We start from the raw sequence: 24,059 nt of genomic DNA on the forward strand, positions 1-24,059 counted from the left end.
CGTCCGCATCCGCGAGCACGTGAGCTCTTAGAGTAGCCGATGGCGCGTCCCTCATACCGGAGGCTCTAGCACAGCCGCAGCATCGGTGATCATTGCCGCTTTATAAGTTGCGGCGAATTTGCATCCCACTCTTGAAAACATAGGTCGATATGGCATTTACCGAGCTTTTCATCAAACGTCCGGTATTGTCTATCGTCGTCAGTTCTTTGATTTTGCTGATCGGCTTGCGCGCGGCCACCGTACTGCCGATCCGGCAATATCCCAAGCTGTCTAATACGGTTGTCAATATCACGACTTCCTATCCTGGCGCTTCCGCCGACATGATCCAGGGGTTCATCACCTCTCCGCTGGAGCAGGCAGTCGCGTCCGCCGAGGGCGTTGACTACATTAGTTCCTCGTCTGTGCTTGGTACTTCGACCATCAAAGTCTACATCAAGCTCAATTTCGATCCCAACGAAGCGCTCACGGAGGTGCTCTCCAAGGTCAACTCAGTCAAATACCTGATCCCGAAGGAATCAAACGATCCAGTCGTCACGAAGTCGACGGGTCAGAAGACTGCTGTCATGTACATCGCCTTCTCCAGCGAGGAACTGGCGGCAAGTGCGATCTCCGACTATCTCTCACGCGTCGTGCAACCGGTTATCTCGACGGTCGACGGCGTTGCAGCGGCAGACATTCTGGGCGGCCAGAGTTTTGCGATGCGGCTATGGCTCGATACTGCGAAAATGGCTGGGCACGGCGTGTCGCCGGCTGAGGTTTCGGCTGCAATCGCCGCCAACAACTTCCAGGCCGCGGCGGGCCAGACCAAGGGCTATTTCACTATCTCCGATGTCACGGCAAATACGGATCTGCGGAGTGTCGAAGATTTCAAGCGCATGATCGTGAAGGCCAATGACGGTGGCTTTGTGCGCATGGAGGACATTGCGGTAGTGGAGCTTGCCGCGCAGACTACTGACATTAGTGTCGCGATGAACGGCGAGCACGCGGTCTTTGTCGGCGTGCAGGCGAGCCCGCAAGGCAATCCTCTAAACATAGCGCGAGGCGTTCGAGGGCTGTTTCCAGAAATCGAGCGTAACCTGCCGCCTTCACTGAGGATGAAAGTAGCCTACGACTCCACCAAATTTATTCAATCATCGATCGATGAAGTTGAGAAGACGCTCATTGAGGCCGTCGTGGTCGTTGTGGTCGTGATCTTCCTATTCCTGGCCTCGCTGCGCTCGGTCATCATTCCTGTCGTCACTATTCCGTTGTCGCTCGTTGGTGTCTGCAGCATGATGCTGGTGCTGGGGTTTTCATTCAATCTCTTGACCCTCCTTGCAATGGTTCTGGCTATCGGTCTCGTGGTCGACGACGCGATAGTGGTGGTGGAGAACATTCACCGCCATTTAGAAGAAGGTGCGACGCCCCTAAAGGCTGCCACAGCGGGCGCGCGCGAGATCGTCGGCCCCGTTGTCTCCATGACGATTACTTTGGCTGCGGTATATGCCCCAATCGGATTTCTGGGCGGGCTCACCGGTGCGCTGTTCCGCGAGTTCGCGTTTACGCTAGCGGGAGCGGTGATCGTTTCGGGCGTGATCGCTTTGACGCTATCGCCGATGATGTGCTCGCTCCTCCTGAAGAGCGCCGAGGGGGGAGGGTTTGCAAGATTTGTGAACCGTGGGTTCGGCGCCATGACACAGTGGTACGGCCGCAAGCTCGATCGCTCGCTTGACTATCGACCGGTTACGGGGCTGTTTGCGGTAACCATGCTGGGCCTCGTCGGCTTTCTCTATATGCACACTTCCAAAGAACTCGCCCCCGAGGAGGATCAAGGGATCGTATTCGCTTTAATGAAGGCGCCGAAATACGCAAATATCGACTACCTCGACTATTACGGCAACAAGCTCGAAAACGCGTTACAGAAATTTCCAGAGACTGACTTGAGCTTCGTGCTCAATGGCGTTAGCGGCCAGCAGAGTGGCCTGGCGGGCATGTTGCTCAAGCCGTGGGACGACCGCACGCGATCATCGATTGTACTAAAGTCCCTTGTCCAGGCCGAGCTGTCAAAAATCGAAGGCATCAACGCGTTTGCCTTTAGCTTGCCTCCGCTTCCGGGCGGTTCGGACGGGCTACCAGTGCAGATGGTGATCAATTCGACCCTTGGCTTCCAATCCATCTACGAGCAGATGTCAAAGCTGAAGGATGCCGCGCGAAAGAGCGGCCTGTTCATGGTGAGCGACTCTGACCTCGAGTTCAACCAGCCGGTGGTACGAATCAAGGTTGATCGATCCAAGGCTAACGAGCTTGGCATCACCATGCAGACCATCGGCAATGCGCTTGCCACCTTACTTGGGGGAAACTACGTTAACCGCTTCAATTTGCAGGGCCGCTCTTACCAGGTGATCCCGCAGGTTCCCCGAGGGGAACGCTTGGTACCGCAAGCAATCGGGAGTTATTACGTAAAGACCGCGACAGGCTCAATGCTTCCGTTGTCTACCGTAGTCTCCATCGAGACCGCCATCGATCCGAACGCGCTCACCCACTACAACCAGCTCAACTGCGCGACTTTTCAGGCAGTGCCTATGCCTGGCGTCACGATCGAACAGGCTGTGGATTTCCTGGAAGCCGAGGCGAAGAAACTGCCCGCAGGCTTCAGCCACGACTTCCTGGCCGACGCGCGCCAGTATGTGCAAGAGGGTAATCAACTGGCCCTTACATTTGCATTTGCACTCATCATCATATTCTTGGTGCTTTCGGCGCAGTTCGAAAGTCTGCGCGATCCGCTCATCATCATGATCAGCGTGCCGATGGCAATGGTCGGCGCGTTGATTCCGCCATTCTTTGGCTGGGCGACCATGAACATCTACACCCAGGTTGGACTGTTAACACTTGTCGGGTTGATTTCTAAGCACGGCATCCTAATGGTTGAGTTCGCCAATGAGCTGCAGCTCAAGCAGAGATTTGACCGTCGCTCTGCTATAGAGATGGCGGCGCGGGTCCGATTGCGCCCAATACTGATGACCACGGCGGCGATGGTCACGGGCTTCATACCCTTGTTGACTGCAACGGGAGCTGGCGCGGCGAGCCGCTTCTCGATCGGGCTCGTCCTCGCCGCCGGCATGTCTGTGGGCACTCTGATCACGCTATTCGTGCTTCCTGCGCTCTATGTCGCGATCGCGTCCGATCACCGTGACGACGCGAGCGCCGACTGCGCGAACCTCGCCAAGCTCGACCTCACCGGCGCTGCTGATGCCGAGATGGTCAGGCAATGACCCATCAAATCAAATTGGGTTTGCTCCGTGTGGCGCGCGAAGGAGCCTAGGACCGTTTCACGTTTCCTGGGGCATCGAGATCTTCGCGCATTTGGTGCCGAGCAGGGCGCCTCATCTGCTCGGAGAAGAACACTTCGCTGGTCCGCTGCTGGCTGCTCAGGCGTAACGGCGCCGGATATTCACGGCTTCGGAACCAAGCTCGACCTCGCGGAGGGAGCAAAAGACAATTGGTGCTCTCTTGATAAAGAGGTGGACCTACCAATCATCGCGAATGGCTCGGCTTGCCATTCGGATCGTTGGTGGGGTTGCTCTGATCCGTGATGCAGGCTTCCTTTTCGTGAACAAGCCGATCACACTTGTGCCGTTGATCGCTCTCAGCGCGAAACGCGCGGTATGCCAGCTGAATGCCCTCCTTGAGCGAGGTGGTGGCGCGCCAGCCGAGCCCGGACAGCCGACTGACATCGAGCAGCTTGCGCGGCGTTCCGTCTGGGCGCGACGTGTCGAAGCTGATCTCACCGCGAAAGCCGACGGCGGCCGCAACCATGAGTGATAACTCGGCGATGCTGATGTCCTCGCCGGTGCCGATATTGACCGGTTCTGGCGAGGAATAGGTCTTCATCAAATGGATGCAGGCGTCAGCGAGATCGTCGACGTAGAGAAATTCGCGGCGCGGCTTGCCGGTACCCCACACCACGACGTTGCTGCCGCCCGCAATCTTGGCTTCGTGGAAGCGGCGGATCAGCGCGGCCATGACGTGGCTGTATTCTGGGTGATAATTGTCGCCGGGGCCGTATAGATTGGTCGGCATCACGCTGATGAAATCGGCGCCGTACTGGCTGCGATAGGCCTCGGCCAACTTGATGCCCGCGATCTTGGCGATGGCATAGGGCTCGTTGGTCGGCTCCAGCGGGCCGGTCAGCATCGAATCCTCTCGCACCGGCTGCGGCGCCAGGCGTGGATAGATGCAGGAGGAGCCGAAGAACATCAGCTTCTCGCATCTGTTGGCATGGGCCGCCTGGATCACGTTGCTCGATATTGCGAGGTTGTCGTGGAGAAACTCGGTGCGCAGCGTGTTGTTTGCGACGATGCCGCCGACCTTGGCAGCGGCGAGGAACACGGCCCGCGGCCTCTTCGCTGCAAACCAGGCAGTCACCGCGGCCTGGTCACGCAGGTCAACCTCGCTTCGCGACACCGTCAAGAGATCGACCTGCTCGCGTGCGAGCCGGCGCATCAGCGCCGAGCCGACCATGCCGCGATGGCCGCCGACGAAAACCGTTTTGCCTTTCAGCTCAAAAGCCGCGCTTGCCATTTGCTGCGTCCTGTCTGGCTTGGACGAGATCGCTGGCGACCATTTCCTTCACCATTTGCGAGAACGACGTTTTCGGCGTCCAGCCGAGTTTCGCGCGCGCCTTGCTGGCGTCCCCGATCAGGAGATCGACCTCGGTCGGACGGAAATATGTCGGATCGACCTGTACCAGGGTCTTGCCAGAAGCCATATCGACGCCGATCTCCTCGGCGCCCTTGCCCCGCCATTCGATTCTGCGCCCGACCTCGGCAAACGCTAGCTCGACGAACTCGCGGACGGACCGCGTCTGGCCGGTCGCAAGCACGAAGTCTCCGGGCTCGTCGACCTGCAGGACCCTGTGCATGCCTTCGACGTAGTCGCCGGCATGGCCCCAGTCGCGCTTGGCGTCGAGATTTCCCAGATAGAGCTTGTTCTCGAGGCCGACCTCGATGCCGGCGACGGCGCGGGTGATCTTGCGGGTCACGAAAGTCTCGCCGCGGATCGGACTCTCGTGGTTGAACAGGATGCCGTTGCTCGCGAACATACCGTACGCCTCACGGTAGTTCACCGTGATCCAGTAGCCATAGAGCTTGGCGACGCCATAGGGCGAACGCGGATAAAATGGCGTGGTTTCCTTCTGCGGCACCTCTTGCACGAGGCCGTAAAGCTCGGAGGTCGAGGCTTGGTAGAAGCGCGTCTCCTTTTCCATACCGAGGATGCGGATAGCTTCCAACAGGCGCAGCACACCGATCGCGTCGGCATTGGCGGTGTATTCCGGGCTCTCGAAACTGACCTGGACGTGGCTCTGTGCGGCCAGGTTATAGATCTCGGTCGGCCGAATTTGCTGCACGAGCCGGATCAGGTTGGACGAATCCGTCATGTCCCCATAGTGCATTAGGAATGGCACATCACCGGCATGCCGGTCCTTGTAGAGATGATCCACGCGCGCTGTGTTGAAGGAGGACGACCGGCGCTTGATCCCATGCACGGTGTAGCCGAGACCGAGCAAATGCTGGGCGAGATATGCGCCATCCTGCCCGGTGACGCCGGTGATCAGCGCAACGCGCCGTTTAGAATTGTGAGCCACCATGATCTCGCTTAGTTGCGACGGAAAGAGTTCGCTCTGAGAACCATTGCGAAGCCGCTTCCCGAAAGTTCGAGATGCGCACGCGCGCTCCACCGTCAACTCAAGGAGCGCGATCGTTAGCCCCTGTCATACACATCGCGTAGGAATACACACCATATACATTGATTTATAAGTGGACTGTTTTATGCCAACACATCGATCTTCAGAGATGAAAGTCAGGCGACGTCGCAACGGCGATGATCCGAGGCAGGTGAGATGAATTGTAAGCGCCGGTACGCCCGCCCGGGCGCGCTTGCCGCCTGCCTATGTCGCCAACGAGACAGATGCCGTCCATCTGTGAGCCTCATCGATCCTGACGAGCATGTATGGATCCGCGCGCTCTCATCGGGGCGCAGAGGAGCGGCGGGGTTGCGGCTTCCGAATAGAAGAACCCGTCTTATCGTCGGCATAAAATTATAATCCACGCCGTTCCCTAATAGCTGGTTTGCAGTAGGCGATGCACAGCCGATGCAAGACAAAGGGACTGGCAAACGTTGGTATAGACCGTCGAACGTTTCGATATCGAAAGTTTACGTTAGTACAATGGAGCTTCGACGCCGATCTTTTAATCTTGACCGAACGTAAGTTGCCTCAGTCCGAGTATGACAAGTCTCTTAAAGCCCGCGCCGGAAATTTGTTCCCGGGAGAACTGGACAATTCAAGCTAGAGCTGCTGCGCAGGTATATCACCAGCAGACCATGTAGAGGATGTGGGCAGCGTTCTTTTTTCTGCCTGAAATGGAGAGAAGCCGAGACGAAACGTGACCCCTATCGAGGAGTCGATCCTGAGCATCGACGCAGTTGTTGCCGCATCAACTTCATCCGGTAGGCCAGTATCGCTGCTCATTTCTTTTTGGAGACTTAGAAGTGAGAGTCGTGAGGTGGCTCATCAGTAAGGGTGAGGCTGTTTGTGCCAAGCTGGACGTCGCCGTGCAGGCGCTACTGCACGTTTGGCTCTCGTCCAGGCGGTCACGGCGTTGGCGATCCCGTCGCAGCGTCATTCGACTAGCTAGCTAAAGGGTGGAATGAAGCCGACGAACAATGATGGCTGAAAGAGATCTAAATCACGCGGGCGAATGGGGATGCGATAAAGACGGCCGCGGAAGATTCCGAACTTGAAGCCCGTTGTTATCGGGCAAGCGAGTTCTATCACGGGGCTCCTATAGCGCGGACGCCGGACTCCTCGAACTTGGGCTGCATGGATAATATGTGTGGAATTATTGGCATTTTGGGACGTGGTCCGGTCGTTGGGCAGTTGGTCGCGTCGCTCAGGCGACTGGAATATCGAGGCTACGACTCAGCGGGTCTCGCGACTCTCGAAGGTCTCCGTATCGAGCGCCGCCGCGCTCAAGGTAAGCTGAGAAACCTTGAGGAGCAGTTGAGCTACAGTCCCCCTGCAGGTCAAAGCGGCATCGGTCACACCCGCTGGGCGACTCATGGAAAGCCGACCGAGAGCAATGCTCATCCGCATGCGACGGATAATGTCGCGGTCGTGCATAACGGGATCATTGAGAATTTCCGCGAGCTGCGAGCGGAGCTGGAACGAAATGGAGCCGAGTTTTACTCAGAGACGGACACCGAGGTTGTGGTGCATCTCGTCGAATTCTACCTCAAAAATGGCTACTCACCGCAGGATGCGGTGCAGGCGTCGTTGCCGCGCTTGCGCGGTGCCTTCGCGTTGGCATTCCTTTTCAAGGGGCACGACGACCTTTTGATCGGTGCGTGCAAAGGGTCGCCCCTTGCGATCGGACATGGTAACGGTGAAGTGTACTTAGGATCTGATGCGCTCGCGCTCGCGTCTTTGACCGATACCATTACTTATCTTGAGGACGGTGACTGGGCCGTGCTTACACGCGCGACGTGCGTGATCTATGGTACAGACGGCTCTGTCGTCCCACGAGAAACATCAAAGTCTGATGTATCGTCTCTCCTTGCGGATAAGGCGAATTATCGCCACTTCATGGCTAAGGAAATCCACGAGCAGCCGACAGTTGTCGGCAAGACATTGGCGCATTATCTCGATGTGGCGGCCAAACGGGTAGCGCTGCCGGTCGCGTTGCCGTTCGACTTCAATTCCATTGAGCGCATTTCAATTACTGCGTGCGGCACGGCAAGCTACGCTGGCCACATCGCGAAATACTGGTTCGAGCGGCTGGCGCGTTTGTCTGTCGAGATAGATGTAGCCTCTGAGTTCCGCTACCGGGAGGCGCCTCTGCGCCGGGGCGATCTCGCGATCGTCATCTCGCAATCGGGCGAGACGGCCGACACACTAGCTGCGTTGCGATACGCCAAGGGCCAGGGCCTGCACACGATATCTGTCGTTAATGTCCCGACGTCGACGATTGCGCGCGAGAGCGAATCCGTTCTGCCGACGCTGGCGGGGGCAGAAATCGGCGTCGCTTCCACCAAGGCATTCCTCTGCCAGCTGATGGTACTGGCGGTGCTTGCCATCGCAGCAGGGAGAGAGCGAGGCAAGCTGTCTGAAATCGATGAATCGAAGCTCGTGCAAGAGCTCATCGAGATGCCGCGGTTGATTGCTGCGGCCTTGTTGGTCGAGCCGCAGATTGAGAAGCTCGCGCGCTATATCGCCGCCGCTAGGGCCGCACTCTACCTCGGTCGTGGCACATCGGCACCTCTGGCGTTGGAGGGCGCGCTCAAGCTGAAGGAAATTTCCTATATCCACTCAGAAGGTTATGCCGCCGGCGAGCTCAAGCACGGGCCGATCGCACTCGTCGATGAGGCTATGCCTGTGGTGGTGATCGCACCTTACGACGGCGTTTTCGAGAAGACCATTTCGAACATGCAAGAAGTGGCGGCTCGGGGCGGCAAGATCATCCTGATCACCGATGCGAAGGGCGCTTCAGAAGCGACGGTGGACACGCTCGTGACCATCGTTCTGCCGACAATGGTCGCAAGCTTTACGCCGATGGTCTATGCCATTCCGGTCCAGCTCTTGGCTTACCATACCGGCGTCGTAAGCGGCGCGGACGTCGATCAGCCGCGTAACCTCGCAAAATCGGTCACTGTGGAATGAGGCTGCAGTGTTGGTATCGAGATGGATCTCGACGAGTTCCCAATCCGAAGTCGCTGGTAGCCGCCGTGCGGTCGTGCAACCTCAACCGATACTACTGTCAGCCCGCCTTGGTGTAGTAGGATTGGTCACCCTAGCGGCGGCGCGGGATCTTGCAATGTGCTGGCGAAGCCGTTCAGGAGGCATTGCAATCCGCCACAGGATGCCAAGAGTTCCAGGCTTGTTGGCCTAATGATGCTCCAAGCCGTATGCTGGGATTGAACGGTCGCGATGCAGTCGTCATGAAGCACGCGCTCTACAATGCCGTTCTGCATAGTATCGCGATCTATGGGAAGGATCTGATTGGCGTCCGCAGGTGAATGGTCAATCGACCGTTCCCAACGGAGGCGGATCCTCGCACTGCTCGCTTCTCATCCGACCGAGTGAATGGCAATGGGCGAGCGCGCCGCCGTTCCATTAGAAGCAGGTCCTGTGTCCGCTAACGTGAGGGCGGCCAGCAGCATCACGTCAGGTTTTGGTAAGCCCGAGTCCCTATCTGGGCCGCATGGTCTAGCAAGCCTGAACTAGACGTGGAAACTGCATGTCTGACCGGAGTACCAATTGCCATGTATAATCGGATCAATGGCTCGTCCTATTTCACATCTTCTCCCCTTGACGAGGCTGATGAGCAAAACGACGCAGACACTTTCGCGGATGCGTTTCGGCAACTGCGCTTAGCCCCGCCAAACTCCAGCGGCACTTCGTCTTCGGCAGCACGGCCCTATTGGCTTGATTCAAGCCCGCCTGTCGTAGAGATCGATAAGAGGTCGTTCAGAAAAGCAGCAGAGGGCTATCACAGCGACGAAATCAGGAAAATCGCCGATAACCCACAAGAATATTCGGACTTCGTCTCTCAGAAAGCGGCGCGAACTGCAGAGGTTGCTGAGGAGTATGGAACAACTCAAGATTCTGTAAATGCGCGATACTTCAGCTATCAATTAGGAAACAAGAGTGTCGGTCTTCTTCGAATGGAAGGGGGCGACAGCATGACGAATTTCGACGTGGAAAAGTGGCAGGAGCTGTTTCCCGGGCGACCTGGGACGACCGGAACTGTAGATCTCCAGGTCGTTCATCCGCTTGTCGAGAACGCCGGCGATATTCTGCTCGAGCATCAACTTGGAATGGCCGGTGAACGGCCACTGCTGAATTTGCGTCCGGCTAATCCGGAGGCAAGAGCCCGTGCTGCAAAGATGGGGTTCGTCGAGGTTGACGCCGATAACATGGTTCTCGACCCAGTGAAGTCAGACAAGTGGGTGAGGAATGGCGACGGCAAGTGGCAGCGAGAAGGCACCGCTTCGCGGTATCTTCGCAAAGCTGACGACAGCCAAGACCGTAAAGTCGAGATGCCAGCGAGTGCTTCAACATACGATTATGAGGATGATTTCATGTGATCATGGGATTACCGGCATTTGGCCTCGTGGAAGAAATCGATCTAGCCTGCTCCGCACTTCTCTGCGGCGGCGTCGGCGTTTAGCTCAGAGTTCCTCGTTTGACTCAGAATGCTCTCTCCTCAGTTCTCCTTTGGCTTAGCAGTTGCTGATTGTCGCGCCTGGGAAGTAGGGCTTCTTGTACAAGCCTATTGCTGAGAATGCTCGCCTGCGGCGACGACCTGTTGTGACCCCGGGGCCGGCCGAGGGGCCGGCACGTGTGGCGCCAGCACGTTGGACGGCTGGGACCACAACTCTTCCGCAGATGAAGCTTGCGAAGAAATAATGGCGTGGGCGCCTGACGATAGTCAGTCGCAACAATGTACAGCGAATGGCCGCCCAACGGACAAGCCGGGCCCCGCAAGCGTCAACGGACGTAACGATGCGGTGAGCACGAGCATAGTGCAGAACGCTCTCACCAGAAGAGGGATACCCAATACATGGGCCGCTGCTGAGCGAAGCTCCATTGTCATCGTCACCGCCGTGGGGCTGCACAGCCAATCTCGTGCTTGCCGGGCCATCTCGGCACTCTGCAATGGAATATATAGCCTCGCTCCAGATGGAGCTAAGAAGTGCTTTAGCGCAACGACGGCTCTGGGTCAGCGTTACGATGAGCGTTGGCGTGGAATCAGTCGAGTTGGCGTGCCAGCGTCTCTCGCAGGATAGTCTGTTCTGCAGCCTCCCATATCCGTAAAGCGTGGACGGGCAAGAAATTGCTGGCCGCTAGCATATTTACAGTAAGCCCGGGTTCGGACTGCGAAGACGTTGCAAGGTGGCGTGATTGTCGCCCACGAGCGTTTAGATCGGACATGAACTCAAGCTGCAGGTTGGAATCAGATATCGCCCCGGGCGCCAGGTGCCTTCAGTGCGCTGTCGAGGCACTTAAGTAACTCTTGTCCGCCAAATGGTTTGGCGAGGAAGCCAATTGCTCCCGCGTCCAGGGCTGACGTGCGCACACGCTCGCTGGGAAAAGCGGTAATGAAAATGAAAGGTGCTTCGTAACCACGCGTCCGCATCTGTTCCAGCAGCTCCAGCCCGCTCATCGTCGACATCTGCACATCGGTAATGACACAGGATATCTCGTTCAATTGCGGCGACTGCAGGAGCGCCTCGGCCGAAGCAAATATCTGCACGAGGTAGCCACGCGATTTTAAGAGGTTCCCTGTCGCCGCACGGACTGAGGCGTCGTCGTCAACGACGGAAATCAAAGGCGTGGACAAGATGAGCCCTCCTGACGCGGGAATAGCGGCTGCCAAAGCACTAGCCACCTTCGGCCAAAGATGGGCTGGAGAGATGAAGCTGTAAAATCATACTTGCGTTTGTTCAGGACGATTTGCACGAAGCCCCAGCGTCTCGCTCATTCTGATCAGCTCGGCGAGCGACCGGGCACGCATCTTTTTCATTACGTGACCCCGGTAGATCTTGACGGTAATCTCGGCGAGCCCAAGTTCGGCGGCTACCTGCTTGTTCATCAGGCCGGCCGTGACCAGTTTCATCACCCCCTGCTCTCGCGGGCTTAAGGTCTCAAATAAAGACTGCAGGTTCGCGACGGTTCGCTGAGCTTCCCGTCTTTTGCGATCGCGTTCGGTCGCCGCAACCACAGCATCAAGCAGTTCCTGATCGCGGAAGGGCTTGCTGAGAAAATCGACCGCACCTCCCTTCATGGCCCTGACGGTCATGGGAATGTCGCCATGACCGGTGATGAAAATGATCGGGATGTGTATGTTCAACCTGGCCAGCTCGGTCTGGTATTCGAGGCCGCTCAGGCCTGGCAGCCGGACATCAAGAACTAGACAGCTTGTGACGTCCGGAATTGTGCTCTGCAGCATTTCCCGGGCCGATCCGAACGCAACGACCTCCAATCCTACCTGTTTAAAAAGGTTAGTAAGCGAGCGGCGCACGGAGATGTCATCCTCAACGACAAAGACGATCGCCTTCGTCGAGGCCTCCGCACTGCTACCCTCACCTGGCGAGTCAAATGGTCCTGTCACTGGATGGCCTCCTTATGCACGGGCAGTACAAACTGGAAGGTCGCGCCCGGTTCATCTTTCTGAAGAAACGATAGCCGCCCTCCGTGAGCTTCCACGATAGAACGGCAGATCGAAAGTCCCATTCCAAGGCCACTCGACTTGGTGGTGAAGAAGGGATCCAAGACGTGGTCAGCGTCCTTCTCAGCGATCCCGACGCCGCAATCGGCCACGGCAAGCTGCACGCGCCCCAGATCGTCCTTGGATGATTGAATCAGAAGTTCGCGCGGCCGGTCTGTAATTGCGTCCATCGCCTCGATTCCGTTCATTACCAGATTGATGATCACCTGTTGTAGCTGAATTCGATCACCGAGGATCCTAGGCAGCACGGCCGTCAACTCGGTTCGCAACGTCACCCGGTGGCTCACCAGCTCTCGTGTTACCAGCGCAATGACGTCCCTGACGACATCATTAATGTCTAGCGGCACCATCTCAATCTCGCCTTTCTTCGCGAGTGCGCGAACACTACGGATCACCTCGCTTGCCCGGATCGCGTCTTCGATGATCCATTCCACTGAAGAGCGCGCTTCGGCAAGATCAGGAGCTTCGCGAGCCATCCATCCGAGGCACGCATCGGCGTTCGTGAGAATAGCGGCGAGTGGCTGGTTTATCTCGTGGGCGATGGAGGTTGTCAGTTCTCCTAACGTCGTTACACGCGTCACATGGGCAAGCTCCGCCTGTGCCTTTCGCAGGTCTTGTTCGGCCTGATCGGCGCGAATAATGGCTGTAATGTCAGTGCTGACGCCACGGTAGCCCAGAAAATTGCCGTTTCCGTCGAAGAAAGGTTTGCCACTCGTGCGGACGTAGATCGGAGATCCCATCCTATTCACTGTGCGGTAGACGAGATCCCGAAACGGCTGATGCGCCTGCAACGTCGCCCGATGCTGCCGCCACTTTTCGGGCTCGTCTTCGACGTCGCACGCGATCTCCCAGCGAAGCAGGTCTAACAATCCTGTGGCCAAAATTCCTGCAGTGCTGGTGTGCTCGGATAAGCGAGTGACCCGATGATCTGGACCGGTCTCCCAGAGCCAGTCGGAAGCTGTCTCGGCGTAGTCGCGAAAGCGCTGTTCGCTTTCGCGCAGCGCGACAAGTGTGTTTTCCAGGCGTTCCCTAGCTGCGTGTTGATCGGTGACATCCATATGTGTTCCAATCAGCTCGCTGATCTTACCATCGCTAGCGACGACAACATGCGCAACGGAGTGTATGCGCCTTATCCCGCCATCTGGCAGAAGAACACGGAAGTCATATTCGAACCGCTCCTGCTCCTTTTCTCTCGCCTGGCGCTGCACCTCCTGTAACCGCGGCAAGTCTTCCGGATGGATGCGCGAGCGAATGGTCTCTATCGATACCGGCTCTTGTGGGTTAAAGCCAAACAGTCGATCAACTTCCGCGGAGCGATACACGAAATCTAGACCATGGACGTCCCAGGACCAGCTGCCTGTGTGGGTGAGATGCTGGGCCTCGGCCAGATAGGCCTCGCTGCGACGCAACTGCTGTTCTGCTCTCCTCGCTGCCGTAATATCGGTAGCTGCCCCGACAAACTCGATTTCACCAGAAGCGGTTCTCGTGAGTCGTGCCTTCGCATGGATGTGCTTCACAGAGCCGTCTGGTAGCAGCAATCGATACTCGTGCTCGAAATCGCTCAAATCCCGCATCGCTCCATCGATAACCTGTTTAACCGAAGCCCGATCATCTGGGTGAGTGCGATCAACGACAAGCTGCGGCGAGGGAGTCGTTTGAGGATCTAATTGGAAAATCCGAAATGTCTCCTTTGACCAGAACGCCTCGCCGGTGGTGGCGTTCCAGCTGAAGCTGCCTGTATGACTCAACTCCTGCGCTTGAGCCAAATGCGCTTCGCTCCGCTGCAGGGCAAGTTCCGTCTGCTTTCGCTCCGTGACATCTTCGCAGGCGATAAGGACAATGGGCCGGTCGTCGGCCCAAAGCATGGCCTTGGCGTTTTCACGTACCCACAATACGGAGCCGTCCTTCCTGACTTTCTGGACGTCCCACGTGCGCGATTGTCCAATATCCTCAAGGCACGCCCGAATGCATTTGTGAACGAATGCGCGATCCTCCTCAAGAAATATGCAGAGCACGGAGTGGCCGATCAGTTCTGCAGGAGCATAGCCGAGTTGGGTCGCGCCGAATGTATTGACGTTAAGGACAGTGCCGGCTTCATCGACCATGAAGTACATGGCCGGATTGTGCTCGAAGATTGCTCGCCACCGTTTTTCACGATCCTCCAAATCCGCCGCACTCCGCTGAAGCTTGACCGCAGCCACACGCGCAGCCTCTCTTTCCTGGCGGAGCTTTCCGATCAAGTACGTTCCTACGATCGAGACAATAAAGAATGCGACAACCGCTGGAAGATCGCGGGGGTCATCGATTTGTAGGCTGAACGCGGGCGGCGCAAAGTAGTATGCGAGAGCAGCGATTGCCATGATGCAAAGCGCGGATGACGCGATGAAGCTGCCCATCAACGAGAATAGCAAGACTACTAACAAATAGGCGAACGCCGTCGCGGCGAAATGGGCATTAAGGTATACGCAACTCAATGTAACAGCGGCTAGCGTTATACCGCCGAAGGTCAACTGAGGGGCTGAACGTTTAAGACTGCTGATCTGGATAGACATTTTGAGACCGTCCGGCCTGTTCTCCGGCGGGAGAGCTATAGCATTCTAGGCAAAAATGGGGCAATCCTCGACGCTTGGATCGAGCGTGTCCGAGATTGATCACCTGCGGCCGAACTCAGCACGTGCGGGGAAAAAACGCATCATAAACGTACGTATAGTTGTCCTAAACTTTTCGATGAGGGTCGCTGACCGTGCGGCAGTCGAAGCTGAAACGTCTGCTTTGCTCCCCTTGACGATGGCCTTACGGCAGTCGCTCGAGCCTGACGAGCAGAAATAAGCGGGCGAACCACTCATCTCGCCGGCACAGTCGGTCCTGCGGAGGAAAGCGCAACCGTCATGTGTTGAGACAGGAAGGCCAAGTTGCGCGAGTGCTACTTGGCGATTAGGCCATCAGCCTAGCTGCGGAGGTCGTCTCCAATTGGTTTCGGTGGGATCGAGCGCCGACATGACACCGAGCCGACGGTGCCGTGGGCGACTCGCCGCATTCAGGTGGACGGTAGCCTTGACCGGCAAAGAGGCGCCCTGAAGAAGCCCGCACTTCTTTGATCGCGTGCTTTTCAGGGGGAGCTGCCTGGCCGCGACGCGGGAGCAAGAGCTGTGCACTGGAGAGCGCACGAGAAAGTGCCGGCTTGCCTTAACTTGGCCTGGCCGATTCGAAGTACAAGAAGTGTGAATCTTGCATTCAATTCGGGTTCGGCTGGTGGCGGTTAAGATCCGGGGACCTACTTCATTGTGCTTGTAGGGTCGATAGTGGTCGAAACTGCGGGCTGGTTGAGCCGAGCCTGCAGCGTTCCGTGCTCTAGCTCGTCTTCCCACCAGGATACGAACACGGCCGCGATGCCATTGCCGATGATGTTGGTCAGGGCACGCACCTCGCTCATGAACTTGTCGATCGAAAACACGATTGCCATGCCCGGCACAAGCGCTGGGTTTACCACCGACAATGTCGCAGCGAGGGTGATGAAGCCAGCGCCGGTGACGCCGCTTGCTCCCTTCGACGTTAGCATTGCCACAAGCAAGATCGTCAGCTGCTGGTTAAAGGAGAGATCGACGCCGAGTGCCTGGGCAATGAACAATGTTGCAAGTGTCATATAGATGTTGGTGCCGTCGAGGTTGAAGGAATAGCCAGTTGGCACCACCAGTCCGACGACCGTCTTGGAGCAGCCCAGCCGCTCGAGCTTCTCCATCAATTGCGGCAGTGCGCTTTCGGAGGACGAAGTACCGAGCACGATCAGAATCTCGCCTTTGATATAGAGGAGGAACTTGAAAATTGAAAAGCCGACGAGGCGCGCGATCAGGCCGAGCACCACCACAACAAACAGCGCGGCAGTTGCGTAAAACAGCGCGATCAGGCCGATCAAATTACCGAGTGCTGCCGGCCCAAACTTGCCGACCGTGAACGCCATGGCGCCGAAGGCGCCGACCGGGGCGGCTTTCATTACAATAGCGATTACGCCGAACACTGCGTGCGCGACGTCGTCAATCATGCCGCGCAGCCGCTCCCCACGCTTTCCCAGAGCCATCAGAGAAAAGCCGAAAAGGATCGCGAACAGGAGAACCTGCAGAACATCCCCGCGAGCGAAGGCGCCGACCACGCTATCGGGAATGATGTTGAGAAAAAAGTCGACGGTCTTCGAAGCTTCCGCCTGCTTGACGTAATTGGCGACCGCCGCAGCATCCGGCTTGACCGCAAGGCCATGGCCGATTTGGACGAGATTGCCCATAACAAGGCCCAACAGCAAGGCAAAGCTGGAGACGATCTCGAAATAGAACAGCGCCTTGAGGCCGACGGATCCAACTTTCTTCGCATCCTGAATATGCGCAATACCAGATGTGACGGTGCAGAAAATAATCGGCGCGATCACCATCTTGATGAGCTTGATGAACCCGTCACCGAGAGCCTTAATCCAGTCGTTGGTGGCTAGAGATGGCCAGAGGCAGCCGACCACGGCGCCCATAAAGATCGCGATCAGCACCTGAACGTAGAGTATCTTATACCAAGCTTGCGACGCGCGTACAGGCGCCGCAGTTGCCATGGTGGTCATGACGCTTCCTTCCCGAATATACTCGAATGTGAGCCGCCGCGCTTCAGAGGCGGCAGCGTCATACGAGACTCATCATTTTAGCCGTGTCCGATTGAAGACGGTTCCGGGAGCCGGCGCGTCCTTCCAAAGGCAGGCGTGTAGTTACGTTGTCCATTCTCGTTAAGCAAGATATGCACCAGATGCCTAAACTGCGGCCGATTGATTAGTCGTGGACAAGTCGTCTGCCTGGGCGGCATTGACTGAGTCGAGCGCGGACCGCATTCGCAAGGTCGAACAAAATAATTGCAGCGTAGCGCACATTGGCGGAGTTACGTCTCGACTGGGAGCCTTAGCGTGATCGATATGCACACAGTGCTGAGATCGATGCAACAACACGTGGCATCGGTAAAATCGATAGTTTGGATTGCACGCATTTGCCGGATGGAAGCGCGGCTTGGAAAACAAGATTGTTCGTAAAAGCCATTTGTCTCCAGGCCTGTGCTGACGATCCGCATTGGCCAGGGCGGTCACGAGGCCGGCTTCGCTCGCGGCCCCTCGCGCTTTTTGCGCCGTCGCAGAAGCAGCTTACAACGAGTTCTCGGCTATCCGTTCGTGTTGCTGCCAAACGGCGGGCTTCCTGCGGTCCGCTCCACTACCGGCGCGGCGAGCCGTCGACCAATCACACAGGCATCTCTTCGGCTGACAATTTCTAACGCTTCGTTGCAGGGCCGTCGCTGTCTGCTCGGAAACAAAGGTGCCGGAAACCTAACAGAGTGTTAGGTCCACTCCAAAGTGACGTCGCCGTCCACGCGAATTTCTCTCGCTGAGCATAGAGCTGCCACTGTTCGCACCCGGCACAGGAATTGCTGATGCCAAATGAGAAGTTGCCGCCGTCGCATGAACCGAAGCGGACCTGCCACAGGAGTTGTCGATGAGGCTTGCGATGCCGCTCTTGCTCGCACAAACGAAGCGCGTGAATTTGGCGGCCGCCACGAGCTGCCGCGCGACCAACTGGCGATTCGCGCCACCGCGCTGCGTGAGCCGCACGTGCAGGCCATCACTGTCAGGATACGTCGGCCCGCGCTCCCTGGCGGGCTGACGCAGATGGATGTGGTTTGGGCAGAGATTTCGCAATCCCTTGCGCTCACGATTGAGCTCGCCAGCTTGACGACCGTGATCCTTCTCTTGATTGGTGTGCCCCTGGCTTGGTGGCTAGCGCGCTCAAAGACCTTTGCGGGCGAGGCGGTGGCCACGTTGATCGCTCTGCCGCTGGTGCTGCCGCCAACGGCTCTCGGCTTTTGCGTCCTCGTTTTGCTCGGCCCCCACGGACCGGGTGGCGTTCTCGCCTCTTTCTGGGGCGAGCGCACGCTGGCCTTTACTTTCGCCGGAATCGTGGTCGGATCGGTCCTCTCGGCGCTGCCGTTGGTCGTGCAGCCGATCCGTAACGCCTTTGTTGCGATAGGCGATTTCCCCTTGGAGACGACCGGGCGCGTTTCGCGGTTGTATGCCTTCATCGCCATCACCGCGCCACTGGCGCGATTGGAATTTGTTAAAGCCGCCGTGGTTGGCTTTTCTCATACGATCGGCACATTCGGCGTCGTGATGATGATCGGCGGCAATATTCCTGGGCGCACCAAGGTGTTGTCGGCATACGTCGTAGACTACGTCCAAGCGTCGCGCTGGCGTGAGGCAAGTGTGGTTGCTGGTGGTATGGTGATGTTCGCCTTTGCGACAATCTTCACTTTGGCGCTCATCGACAGACACTGTGCCAGGAGGGGCACCTAATCGTCTTAGGACTGCCGCCCGACATCCGATAATGCGGGCGGCAGTCTTGCAAACTGGGCCCATCCATCCTTCCGAGGGTACAATGAACAAGCTTGCTATCGCCACGGCAGCCGCTGGATTCGCTCTCAATCGGTGCACTCCGCGCCTCTGCCCGAAGCGGCGGCCGATGAGATCGGCGTTTCTCAGCAGCGCCTTGGGGGAGCGCGCATTGCGGTGCCCGTCAACTGCACCAATTCTATTCGACAATCGGGCTGACGAGTGTCGCGATTGTAGGTTAGTCTCCGTGCAGTGGTGAACCTTCATGCTGAGTTGTTCAAGTGCTCACATCTCCGCAACTGAACCATTAGCATGACAGATCCATGGCAAAGCTACTGGCAGGTGGCCAGGTTCACAATTTTGCAAATCTCAGCGGTCGCTTGATGTCTTAAGGGTTTCGCTTCGCTGGCCTGGTTCTTGCTAAACCGCCAGCAATTCGTAACGGCCACGACTACTCACTTGGAAGGTTTCATGGCTGATGCAACGGAAACGTTCTACAGCGTGATCAGACGTCAGGGTATCACGCGCCGTAGTTTCCACAAATTCTGTAGTGTGACGGCCGCGAGCTTGGGACTTGGTTCGCTCACCGCAAGCAGTATTGCCCAGGCCCTGGAAACCAAGCCGCGTGTGCCCGTCATCTGGTTGCACGGGCTCGAGTGTACCTGTTGCTCGGAAAGCTTTATCCGCTCGGGCCATCCCTTGATCAAAGACGCGCTGCTGTCGATGATTTCGCTCGACTACGACGATACGATCATGGCGGCGGCTGGACACCAGGCTGAGGCCATCCTGGAAGAAACTCGTGCCAAGTACAAAGGCAGGTATGTGCTCGCAGTCGAAGGCAATCCACCGTTGAAGGAGGGTGGCATGTTCTGCATTGACGGCGGCAAACCGTTCGTTGAAAAGCTCAGGTCGATGGCGGAAGAGGCCATGGCGGTTATCGCTTGGGGCACGTGTGCGTCCTGGGGATGCGTGCAAGCGGCCAAGCCCAATCCGACTGGCGCGGCGCCAATCGATAAGGTGCTCACCAACAAGCCCATCATCAAGGTGCCCGGGTGCCCTCCTATCGCAGAGATCATGAGTGGTCTCGTGACTTTCATCATCACATTCGGAAAGCTTCCGGAGCTCGATCGCCAAGGACGTCCGAGTATGTTTTATTCCGAGCGCATTCACGACAAGTGCTATCGGCGTTCCCATTTCGACGCTGGCCAATTCGTCGAAGCGTGGGACGATACGTACGCCCGCAAGGGCTATTGCCTGTACAAGATGGGCTGCAAGGGGCCAACCACCTACAATGCCTGTTCGGCCGTTCGGTGGAACGGCGGCGTTTCATTTCCCATTCAATCCGGCCACGGCTGCCTCGGCTGTTCCGAGGACGGCTTCTGGGACAAAGGGTCATTTTACGACCGACTTACAACCATCAAGCAGTTCGGCATTGAGGAGAACGCCGACAAGATCGGCATGGCCGCTGCCGGCGTGGTCGGGCTAACCGTCGCTGCCCATGCGGCGGTCACCGCCGTGAATCGGTGGACTCACAACCCGGATCGCGCGGCCGATAAAGGCAAACCGAGTTGAGGAGACACGACGGTGGCCGTCCAGACGCCGAATGGGTTCAGTCTCGATCGTTCCGGCAGGCGAATCGTCATCGATCCGCTGACGCGGATCGAAGGCCACCTGCGCGTCGAAGCCAATCTCGATTCCGACAATGTAATCCGCAATGCGGTCTCAAGCGGGACGATGTGGCGTGGCATCGAAGTCATCCTGCGCGGGCGCGATCCGCGCGACGCCTGGGCGTTCACCGAGCGGATCTGCGGGGTCTGCACCGGCACCCATGCGCTCGCCTCCGTGCGCGCGGTTGAAAATGCACTAGGAATTACGATTCCGGAGAATGCCAATTCGATCCGTAACATCATGCAGTTGTGCTTGCTCGTGCATGATCACGTCGTACATTTCTATCACTTGCATGCGTTGGATTGGGTCGACGTGGTTTCCGCGCTCAACGCCGATCCCAAGTCGACCTCCGCACTGGCGCAGTCTATCTCGCCCTGGCCGCTGTCATCCCCCGGCTATTTCAGAGATTTTCAGATCCGGCTCAACAAATTCTTCGGGTCAGGGCAACTCGGTCCGTTCAAGAATGGCTATTGGGGGCATCCAGCCTACAAGCTACCACCGGAAGCAAACCTGATGGCGGTAGCTCATTATATGGAAGCGCTCGACTTCCAGAAGGAGATCGTCAAGATCCAAGCTATCTATGGTGGCAAGAACCCGCATCCGAACTGGCTGGTCGGCGGCGTACCCTGCGCGATCAACATCGACGGAATCGGTGCGGTGGGCGCGATCAATATGGAACGACTGAATATCGTGTCCTCGATCGTCGCCCGCTCGATCGAGTTTGTCGAGCAGGTCTATCTACCCGACATTGCTGCAATCTGCTCGTTCTATAAGGACTGGCTCCACGGCGGTGGTCTTTCGAGCAAAAGCGTGATGTCCTATGGCGACATCCCCGAAAACGCCAATGACTGTTCTGCGAAAAGTCTCAAGCTGCCGCGCGGGGTCATTCTTAATGGCAATCTCAAGGAGATACTGCCGATCGACCATGGCGATCCCGAGCAGATCCAGGAATTCGTCGCGCATTCATGGTATAAATACCCCAGCGATTGCGGTGGGCTGCATCCCTGGGACGGCATCACCGAGCCGAGCTTTGAACTTGGGCCAGAATTCAAGGGCAGCAAGACAGATATCAAGGAACTCGACGAAGGCAGCAAGTATTCCTGGATCAAAGCGCCGCGCTGGCGCGGCCACGCCGTCGAGGTCGGGCCGTTGGCGCGATACATCATTGGTTATGCGCAAGGCAAAGCCGAGTTCAAGGATCCCGCCGAGAGACTGCTCAAGGGGCTCAATCTCCCTCTGACTGCGCTGTTCTCGACGCTTGGCCGTACAGCGGCGCGGGCGCTCGAATGCCAGTGGGCGGCGCATCAGATGCGTTATTTTCAGGATAAGCTCGTAGTCCAGCTCAGGGCAGGCAATACGGCAACTGCCGACGTTAGCAGGTGGGACCCGGAAAGCTGGCGTAAGGAGGCCAAGGGTTACGGGTTCACTGAGGCGCCTCGCGGTGCACTCGGCCACTGGATCAAGATCAAGGACGCTAAGATCGACAATTATCAATGTGTCGTTCCGACGACGTGGAACGGATCTCCTCGGGATTCCAAAGGCAATATTGGCGCTTTTGAAGCTTCGCTGATCGGTACCCCGATGGCCGATCCGCAGCGGCCCCTGGAGATCTTGCGCACCATCCATTCCTTTGACCCGTGCTTGGCTTGCTCGACCCACGTGATGAGTCCTGAGGGCCAAGAAATGGCTTCAGTCAAAGTGCGTTAGGTCCATGCTGAATAGGGCTCGGAAGCTCCTCGCCGCCGACGATGCTGCACCGACTGATCGTAGCATTGGCGGTGGCGTCGCCTACGTTTATGCGCCGGTGCGACTGTGGCATTGGGCTAACGCGGCGGCCATTCTGGTACTAAGTTTAACCGGCTACCTTATTGGGACCGGCACACCAGCGATGAAGGGAGAGGCAAGCGGCAATTTCCTGTTCGGCTATATCCGCTTTGCCCATTTCTCGGCGGGATATGTGGCCAGCGTTGGCTTTCTTCTGCGCATCTACTGGGCCTTGATGGGAAATGCGCATGCCGTCCAGATCTTTTGCGTGCCGCTCTGGCGCGGGTGCTTCTGGCGGGAGGTGTATCAGGAGATACTCTGGTATGCGTTCCTTACAGGGGATCCTGACAGGCGCCCCGGGCACGATCGCCTTGCTCAGCTCGCAATGTTCTTCATGTTTACACAGACGATCACGTTCATGGTCGTCACTGGGTTTGCACTTTATGGGCAAGGTGCCGGTACTGACAGCTGGCAGTACAAGGTGTTCGGCTGGGTGTTTTCAATCTGGCCGAACAGTCAGGACGTCCACACCTTGCATCATCTCGGCCTGTGGGTCATCGTGATGTTCGCGCTGGTCCACATCTACGCGGTGATCCGGGAATACATCATATCGCGGCGCAGCTTCTTTTCCAAAAGATCGGCTGAGCGCGGGTTTGGCGATTGACCGGGAAGCGAATGCTCAACCCGAAAGACAAAAAACGGATCCTCGTGCTCGGCATCGGCAATATCCTGTGGGCCGATGAGGGCTTCGGCGTGCGAGTGGTCGAAGAGTTTCATAGCCGCTATGCCGTCGATAATAATGTCACCGTCCTCGATGGCGGTACCCAGGGACTCTACCTCGTCAGTTTTCTTGAACAGGCCGATTGCCTGGTCGTGTTCGATGCCATCGACTATGGATTGCCGCCCGGGCAGTTGGAGCTGGTACGAGATGGCGAAGTGCCAAAGTTTACTGGTGCCAAGAAAGTGAGCCTGCATCAGACCGGTTTTCAGGAGGTCTTGAGCGCGGCCGATTTTCTTGGCCGCCGCCCGCGAGAGCTCGCTCTCATCGGCTGTCAGCCATTGGACCTGGAGACTTGGGGCGGTCCTCTGACCGCGCCGGTGCGCTTTCAGATTGCGCCTGCGATTGAACTGGCTTGTAAGCTCCTAGCGCAGTGGGGCTCGCCGGCAAAACCGCGGGGAGCGCCGCTGCCTGCATCAGAACGGCTGTTGGCGAACAGCATCGACGATGCGAATTATGAGATGAGGGCGCAGCCCGTCTAGCGGCCTGCGACTGACAATGTGCCTTGGCCTGCCAATGACGATTGCCGAGACCGACGGTATCACGGCGCTGTGCGAGTATGGCAATGAACAGCGGCGCGTCTCGGTCATGCTGCTCGCCGATGTACCGGTCGGCGCCAAGGTGCTCGTTCATATCGACAGCGCGGTGCGGGTTTTGGACGACAATGAAGCAAGACTGATCTCGGAAGCACTTGTCGGGCTTGAGGCCAGCCTCAACGGCCAGGACATCGATCGATTCTTTGCGGACTTGATCGGTCACGAGCCACAATTGCCGGAGCACTTACGCTAGCCGTTCCGCTCGCTTGCGCCGACTGAAGGGATCTCACAGTTCGAATTCCAATCGCACGTAACGTTTGCCTGGAAAATATCAGGCGCTTCGCCGTTGGTCCGAGTGCGAGGCGCGGCCAGAGCATGATTGGCATGCGCCTTGCTAACCGCCTGCTAGCAGAAACGAACAACATGAGAAAGGCGTCTGATGAAATTGCAGCCGGCGCAGCATGGTTCGGCGCGACCCCCTCCGTCCGACGTGGAGGGCGTCAGCGTCGATGCGCGCCTAGCCGCGCACCCTCAAGTGGGGGTGACTGTGATGCCGCTGTCGGCGGCCGAGCTCCGGATCATCCAGCTCGCATTCTTCCTTCTTGAAGTTGTCAAGAGGTTTCGGCAAGGCACGCAAGGCGCAGTGGTTT

15 protein-coding genes are annotated in these 24,059 nt (G+C 57.5%); 9 read left to right on the forward strand and 6 right to left on the reverse strand.

What is annotated here, in order from left to right:
* Positions 1-149 precede the first annotated feature (149 nt).
* Entirely contained in the window at positions 150-3,251 is a 3,102-nt protein-coding gene (locus ABIA45_RS34595) for an efflux RND transporter permease subunit (protein WP_404655032.1), read from the forward strand.
* 262 nt (positions 3,252-3,513) lie between these two features.
* Here the strand turns inward: ABIA45_RS34595 and ABIA45_RS34600 are convergent, their stop codons facing one another.
* Positions 3,514-4,560, reverse strand: a complete 1,047-nt coding sequence (locus ABIA45_RS34600; protein ID WP_404655034.1) for a GDP-L-fucose synthase family protein — start codon at positions 4,558-4,560, stop codon at positions 3,514-3,516.
* On the reverse strand, positions 4,541-5,626 hold the full coding sequence (gene gmd, locus ABIA45_RS34605; RefSeq protein ID WP_404655036.1) for a GDP-mannose 4,6-dehydratase: 1,086 nt from the start codon (positions 5,624-5,626) through the stop codon (positions 4,541-4,543). Before gmd ends, ABIA45_RS34600 begins: the two co-directional genes overlap by 20 nt.
* 1,242 nt (positions 5,627-6,868) lie before the next feature.
* Between gmd and glmS the strand changes: the two genes are divergently transcribed.
* Complete coding sequence (glmS, locus tag ABIA45_RS34610; protein WP_404655801.1) at positions 6,869-8,695, forward strand: glutamine--fructose-6-phosphate transaminase (isomerizing); 1,827 nt, start codon at positions 6,869-6,871, stop codon at positions 8,693-8,695.
* Positions 8,696-9,297: 602 nt separating this feature from the next.
* On the forward strand, positions 9,298-10,122 hold the full coding sequence (locus ABIA45_RS34615; protein WP_225124683.1) for an Effector protein NopP: 825 nt from the start codon (positions 9,298-9,300) through the stop codon (positions 10,120-10,122).
* A gap of 869 nt (positions 10,123-10,991) precedes the next feature.
* On the opposite strand, the gene ABIA45_RS34620 is transcribed toward ABIA45_RS34615, so the two are convergent.
* The 4 genes from ABIA45_RS34620 to dctA form a co-directional block, all read right to left on the reverse strand.
* Positions 10,992-11,378 (reverse strand): response regulator transcription factor, encoded by a 387-nt coding sequence (locus ABIA45_RS34620; RefSeq protein ID WP_035999163.1) that lies wholly within the window; start codon positions 11,376-11,378, stop codon positions 10,992-10,994.
* 87 nt (positions 11,379-11,465) lie between these two features.
* The gene (locus tag ABIA45_RS34625) at positions 11,466-12,149 is read right to left on the reverse strand and encodes a response regulator transcription factor (RefSeq protein WP_225124682.1); all 684 of its coding nucleotides are present in this window, start codon (positions 12,147-12,149) and stop codon (positions 11,466-11,468) included.
* Positions 12,146-14,818 carry a PAS domain S-box protein gene (locus tag ABIA45_RS34630; protein WP_404655039.1) on the reverse strand — a complete coding sequence of 891 codons (2,673 nt, stop codon included), beginning with the start codon at positions 14,816-14,818 and terminating at the stop codon, positions 12,146-12,148. The genes ABIA45_RS34625 and ABIA45_RS34630 overlap by 4 nt, the downstream gene beginning before the upstream one ends.
* Before the next feature lie 722 nt (positions 14,819-15,540).
* Positions 15,541-16,863 carry a C4-dicarboxylate transporter DctA gene (gene dctA, locus ABIA45_RS34635; RefSeq protein ID WP_225124680.1) on the reverse strand — a complete coding sequence of 441 codons (1,323 nt, stop codon included), beginning with the start codon at positions 16,861-16,863 and terminating at the stop codon, positions 15,541-15,543.
* 1,083 nt (positions 16,864-17,946) lie between these two features.
* On the opposite strand from dctA, the gene ABIA45_RS34640 reads away from it, so the two are divergent.
* From ABIA45_RS34640 to ABIA45_RS34665, 6 genes are all read left to right on the forward strand, one after another.
* Positions 17,947-18,627, forward strand: coding sequence for a molybdate ABC transporter permease subunit (locus tag ABIA45_RS34640; RefSeq protein WP_404655803.1), 681 nt, complete (start codon positions 17,947-17,949; stop codon positions 18,625-18,627).
* Positions 18,628-19,134: 507 nt separating this feature from the next.
* The gene (locus ABIA45_RS34645) at positions 19,135-20,235 is read left to right on the forward strand and encodes a hydrogenase small subunit (protein WP_035999169.1); all 1,101 of its coding nucleotides are present in this window, start codon (positions 19,135-19,137) and stop codon (positions 20,233-20,235) included.
* Positions 20,236-20,247: 12 nt separating this feature from the next.
* Positions 20,248-22,038, forward strand: a complete 1,791-nt coding sequence (locus ABIA45_RS34650) for a nickel-dependent hydrogenase large subunit (RefSeq protein WP_404655040.1) — start codon at positions 20,248-20,250, stop codon at positions 22,036-22,038.
* Between the two features lie 4 nt (positions 22,039-22,042).
* Complete coding sequence (cybH, locus tag ABIA45_RS34655; RefSeq protein ID WP_035999123.1) at positions 22,043-22,759, forward strand: Ni/Fe-hydrogenase, b-type cytochrome subunit; 717 nt, start codon at positions 22,043-22,045, stop codon at positions 22,757-22,759.
* An 11-nt stretch (positions 22,760-22,770) separates the two neighbouring features.
* Complete coding sequence (locus ABIA45_RS34660; protein ID WP_225124677.1) at positions 22,771-23,355, forward strand: HyaD/HybD family hydrogenase maturation endopeptidase; 585 nt, start codon at positions 22,771-22,773, stop codon at positions 23,353-23,355.
* A gap of 16 nt (positions 23,356-23,371) precedes the next feature.
* On the forward strand, positions 23,372-23,662 hold the full coding sequence (locus tag ABIA45_RS34665; protein ID WP_035999129.1) for a HypC/HybG/HupF family hydrogenase formation chaperone: 291 nt from the start codon (positions 23,372-23,374) through the stop codon (positions 23,660-23,662).
* Positions 23,663-24,059 lie beyond the last annotated feature (397 nt).

The organism is Bradyrhizobium sp. USDA 336 (assembly GCF_044908355.1).
In the GTDB taxonomy this organism is placed as follows: domain Bacteria; phylum Pseudomonadota; class Alphaproteobacteria; order Rhizobiales; family Xanthobacteraceae; genus Bradyrhizobium; species Bradyrhizobium yuanmingense.

Bases quoted from the DNA above. Each gene is read 5' to 3' on its own strand.
- ABIA45_RS34595 (WP_404655032.1), top strand. From the start codon at position 150: ATGGCATTTACCGAGCTTTTCATCAAACGTCCGGTATTGTCTATCGTC.
- ABIA45_RS34600 (WP_404655034.1), bottom strand. From the start codon at position 4,560: ATGGCAAGCGCGGCTTTTGAGCTGAAAGGCAAAACGGTTTTCGTCGGC.
- gmd (WP_404655036.1), bottom strand. From the start codon at position 5,626: ATGGTGGCTCACAATTCTAAACGGCGCGTTGCGCTGATCACCGGCGTC.
- glmS (WP_404655801.1), top strand. From the start codon at position 6,869: ATGTGTGGAATTATTGGCATTTTGGGACGTGGTCCGGTCGTTGGGCAG.
- ABIA45_RS34615 (WP_225124683.1), top strand. From the start codon at position 9,298: ATGTATAATCGGATCAATGGCTCGTCCTATTTCACATCTTCTCCCCTT.
- ABIA45_RS34630 (WP_404655039.1), bottom strand. From the start codon at position 14,818: ATGTCTATCCAGATCAGCAGTCTTAAACGTTCAGCCCCTCAGTTGACC.
- dctA (WP_225124680.1), bottom strand. From the start codon at position 16,863: ATGACCACCATGGCAACTGCGGCGCCTGTACGCGCGTCGCAAGCTTGG.
- ABIA45_RS34640 (WP_404655803.1), top strand. From the start codon at position 17,947: ATGGATGTGGTTTGGGCAGAGATTTCGCAATCCCTTGCGCTCACGATT.
- ABIA45_RS34645 (WP_035999169.1), top strand. From the start codon at position 19,135: ATGGCTGATGCAACGGAAACGTTCTACAGCGTGATCAGACGTCAGGGT.
- cybH (WP_035999123.1), top strand. From the start codon at position 22,043: ATGCTGAATAGGGCTCGGAAGCTCCTCGCCGCCGACGATGCTGCACCG.
- ABIA45_RS34660 (WP_225124677.1), top strand. From the start codon at position 22,771: ATGCTCAACCCGAAAGACAAAAAACGGATCCTCGTGCTCGGCATCGGC.
- ABIA45_RS34665 (WP_035999129.1), top strand. From the start codon at position 23,372: ATGTGCCTTGGCCTGCCAATGACGATTGCCGAGACCGACGGTATCACG.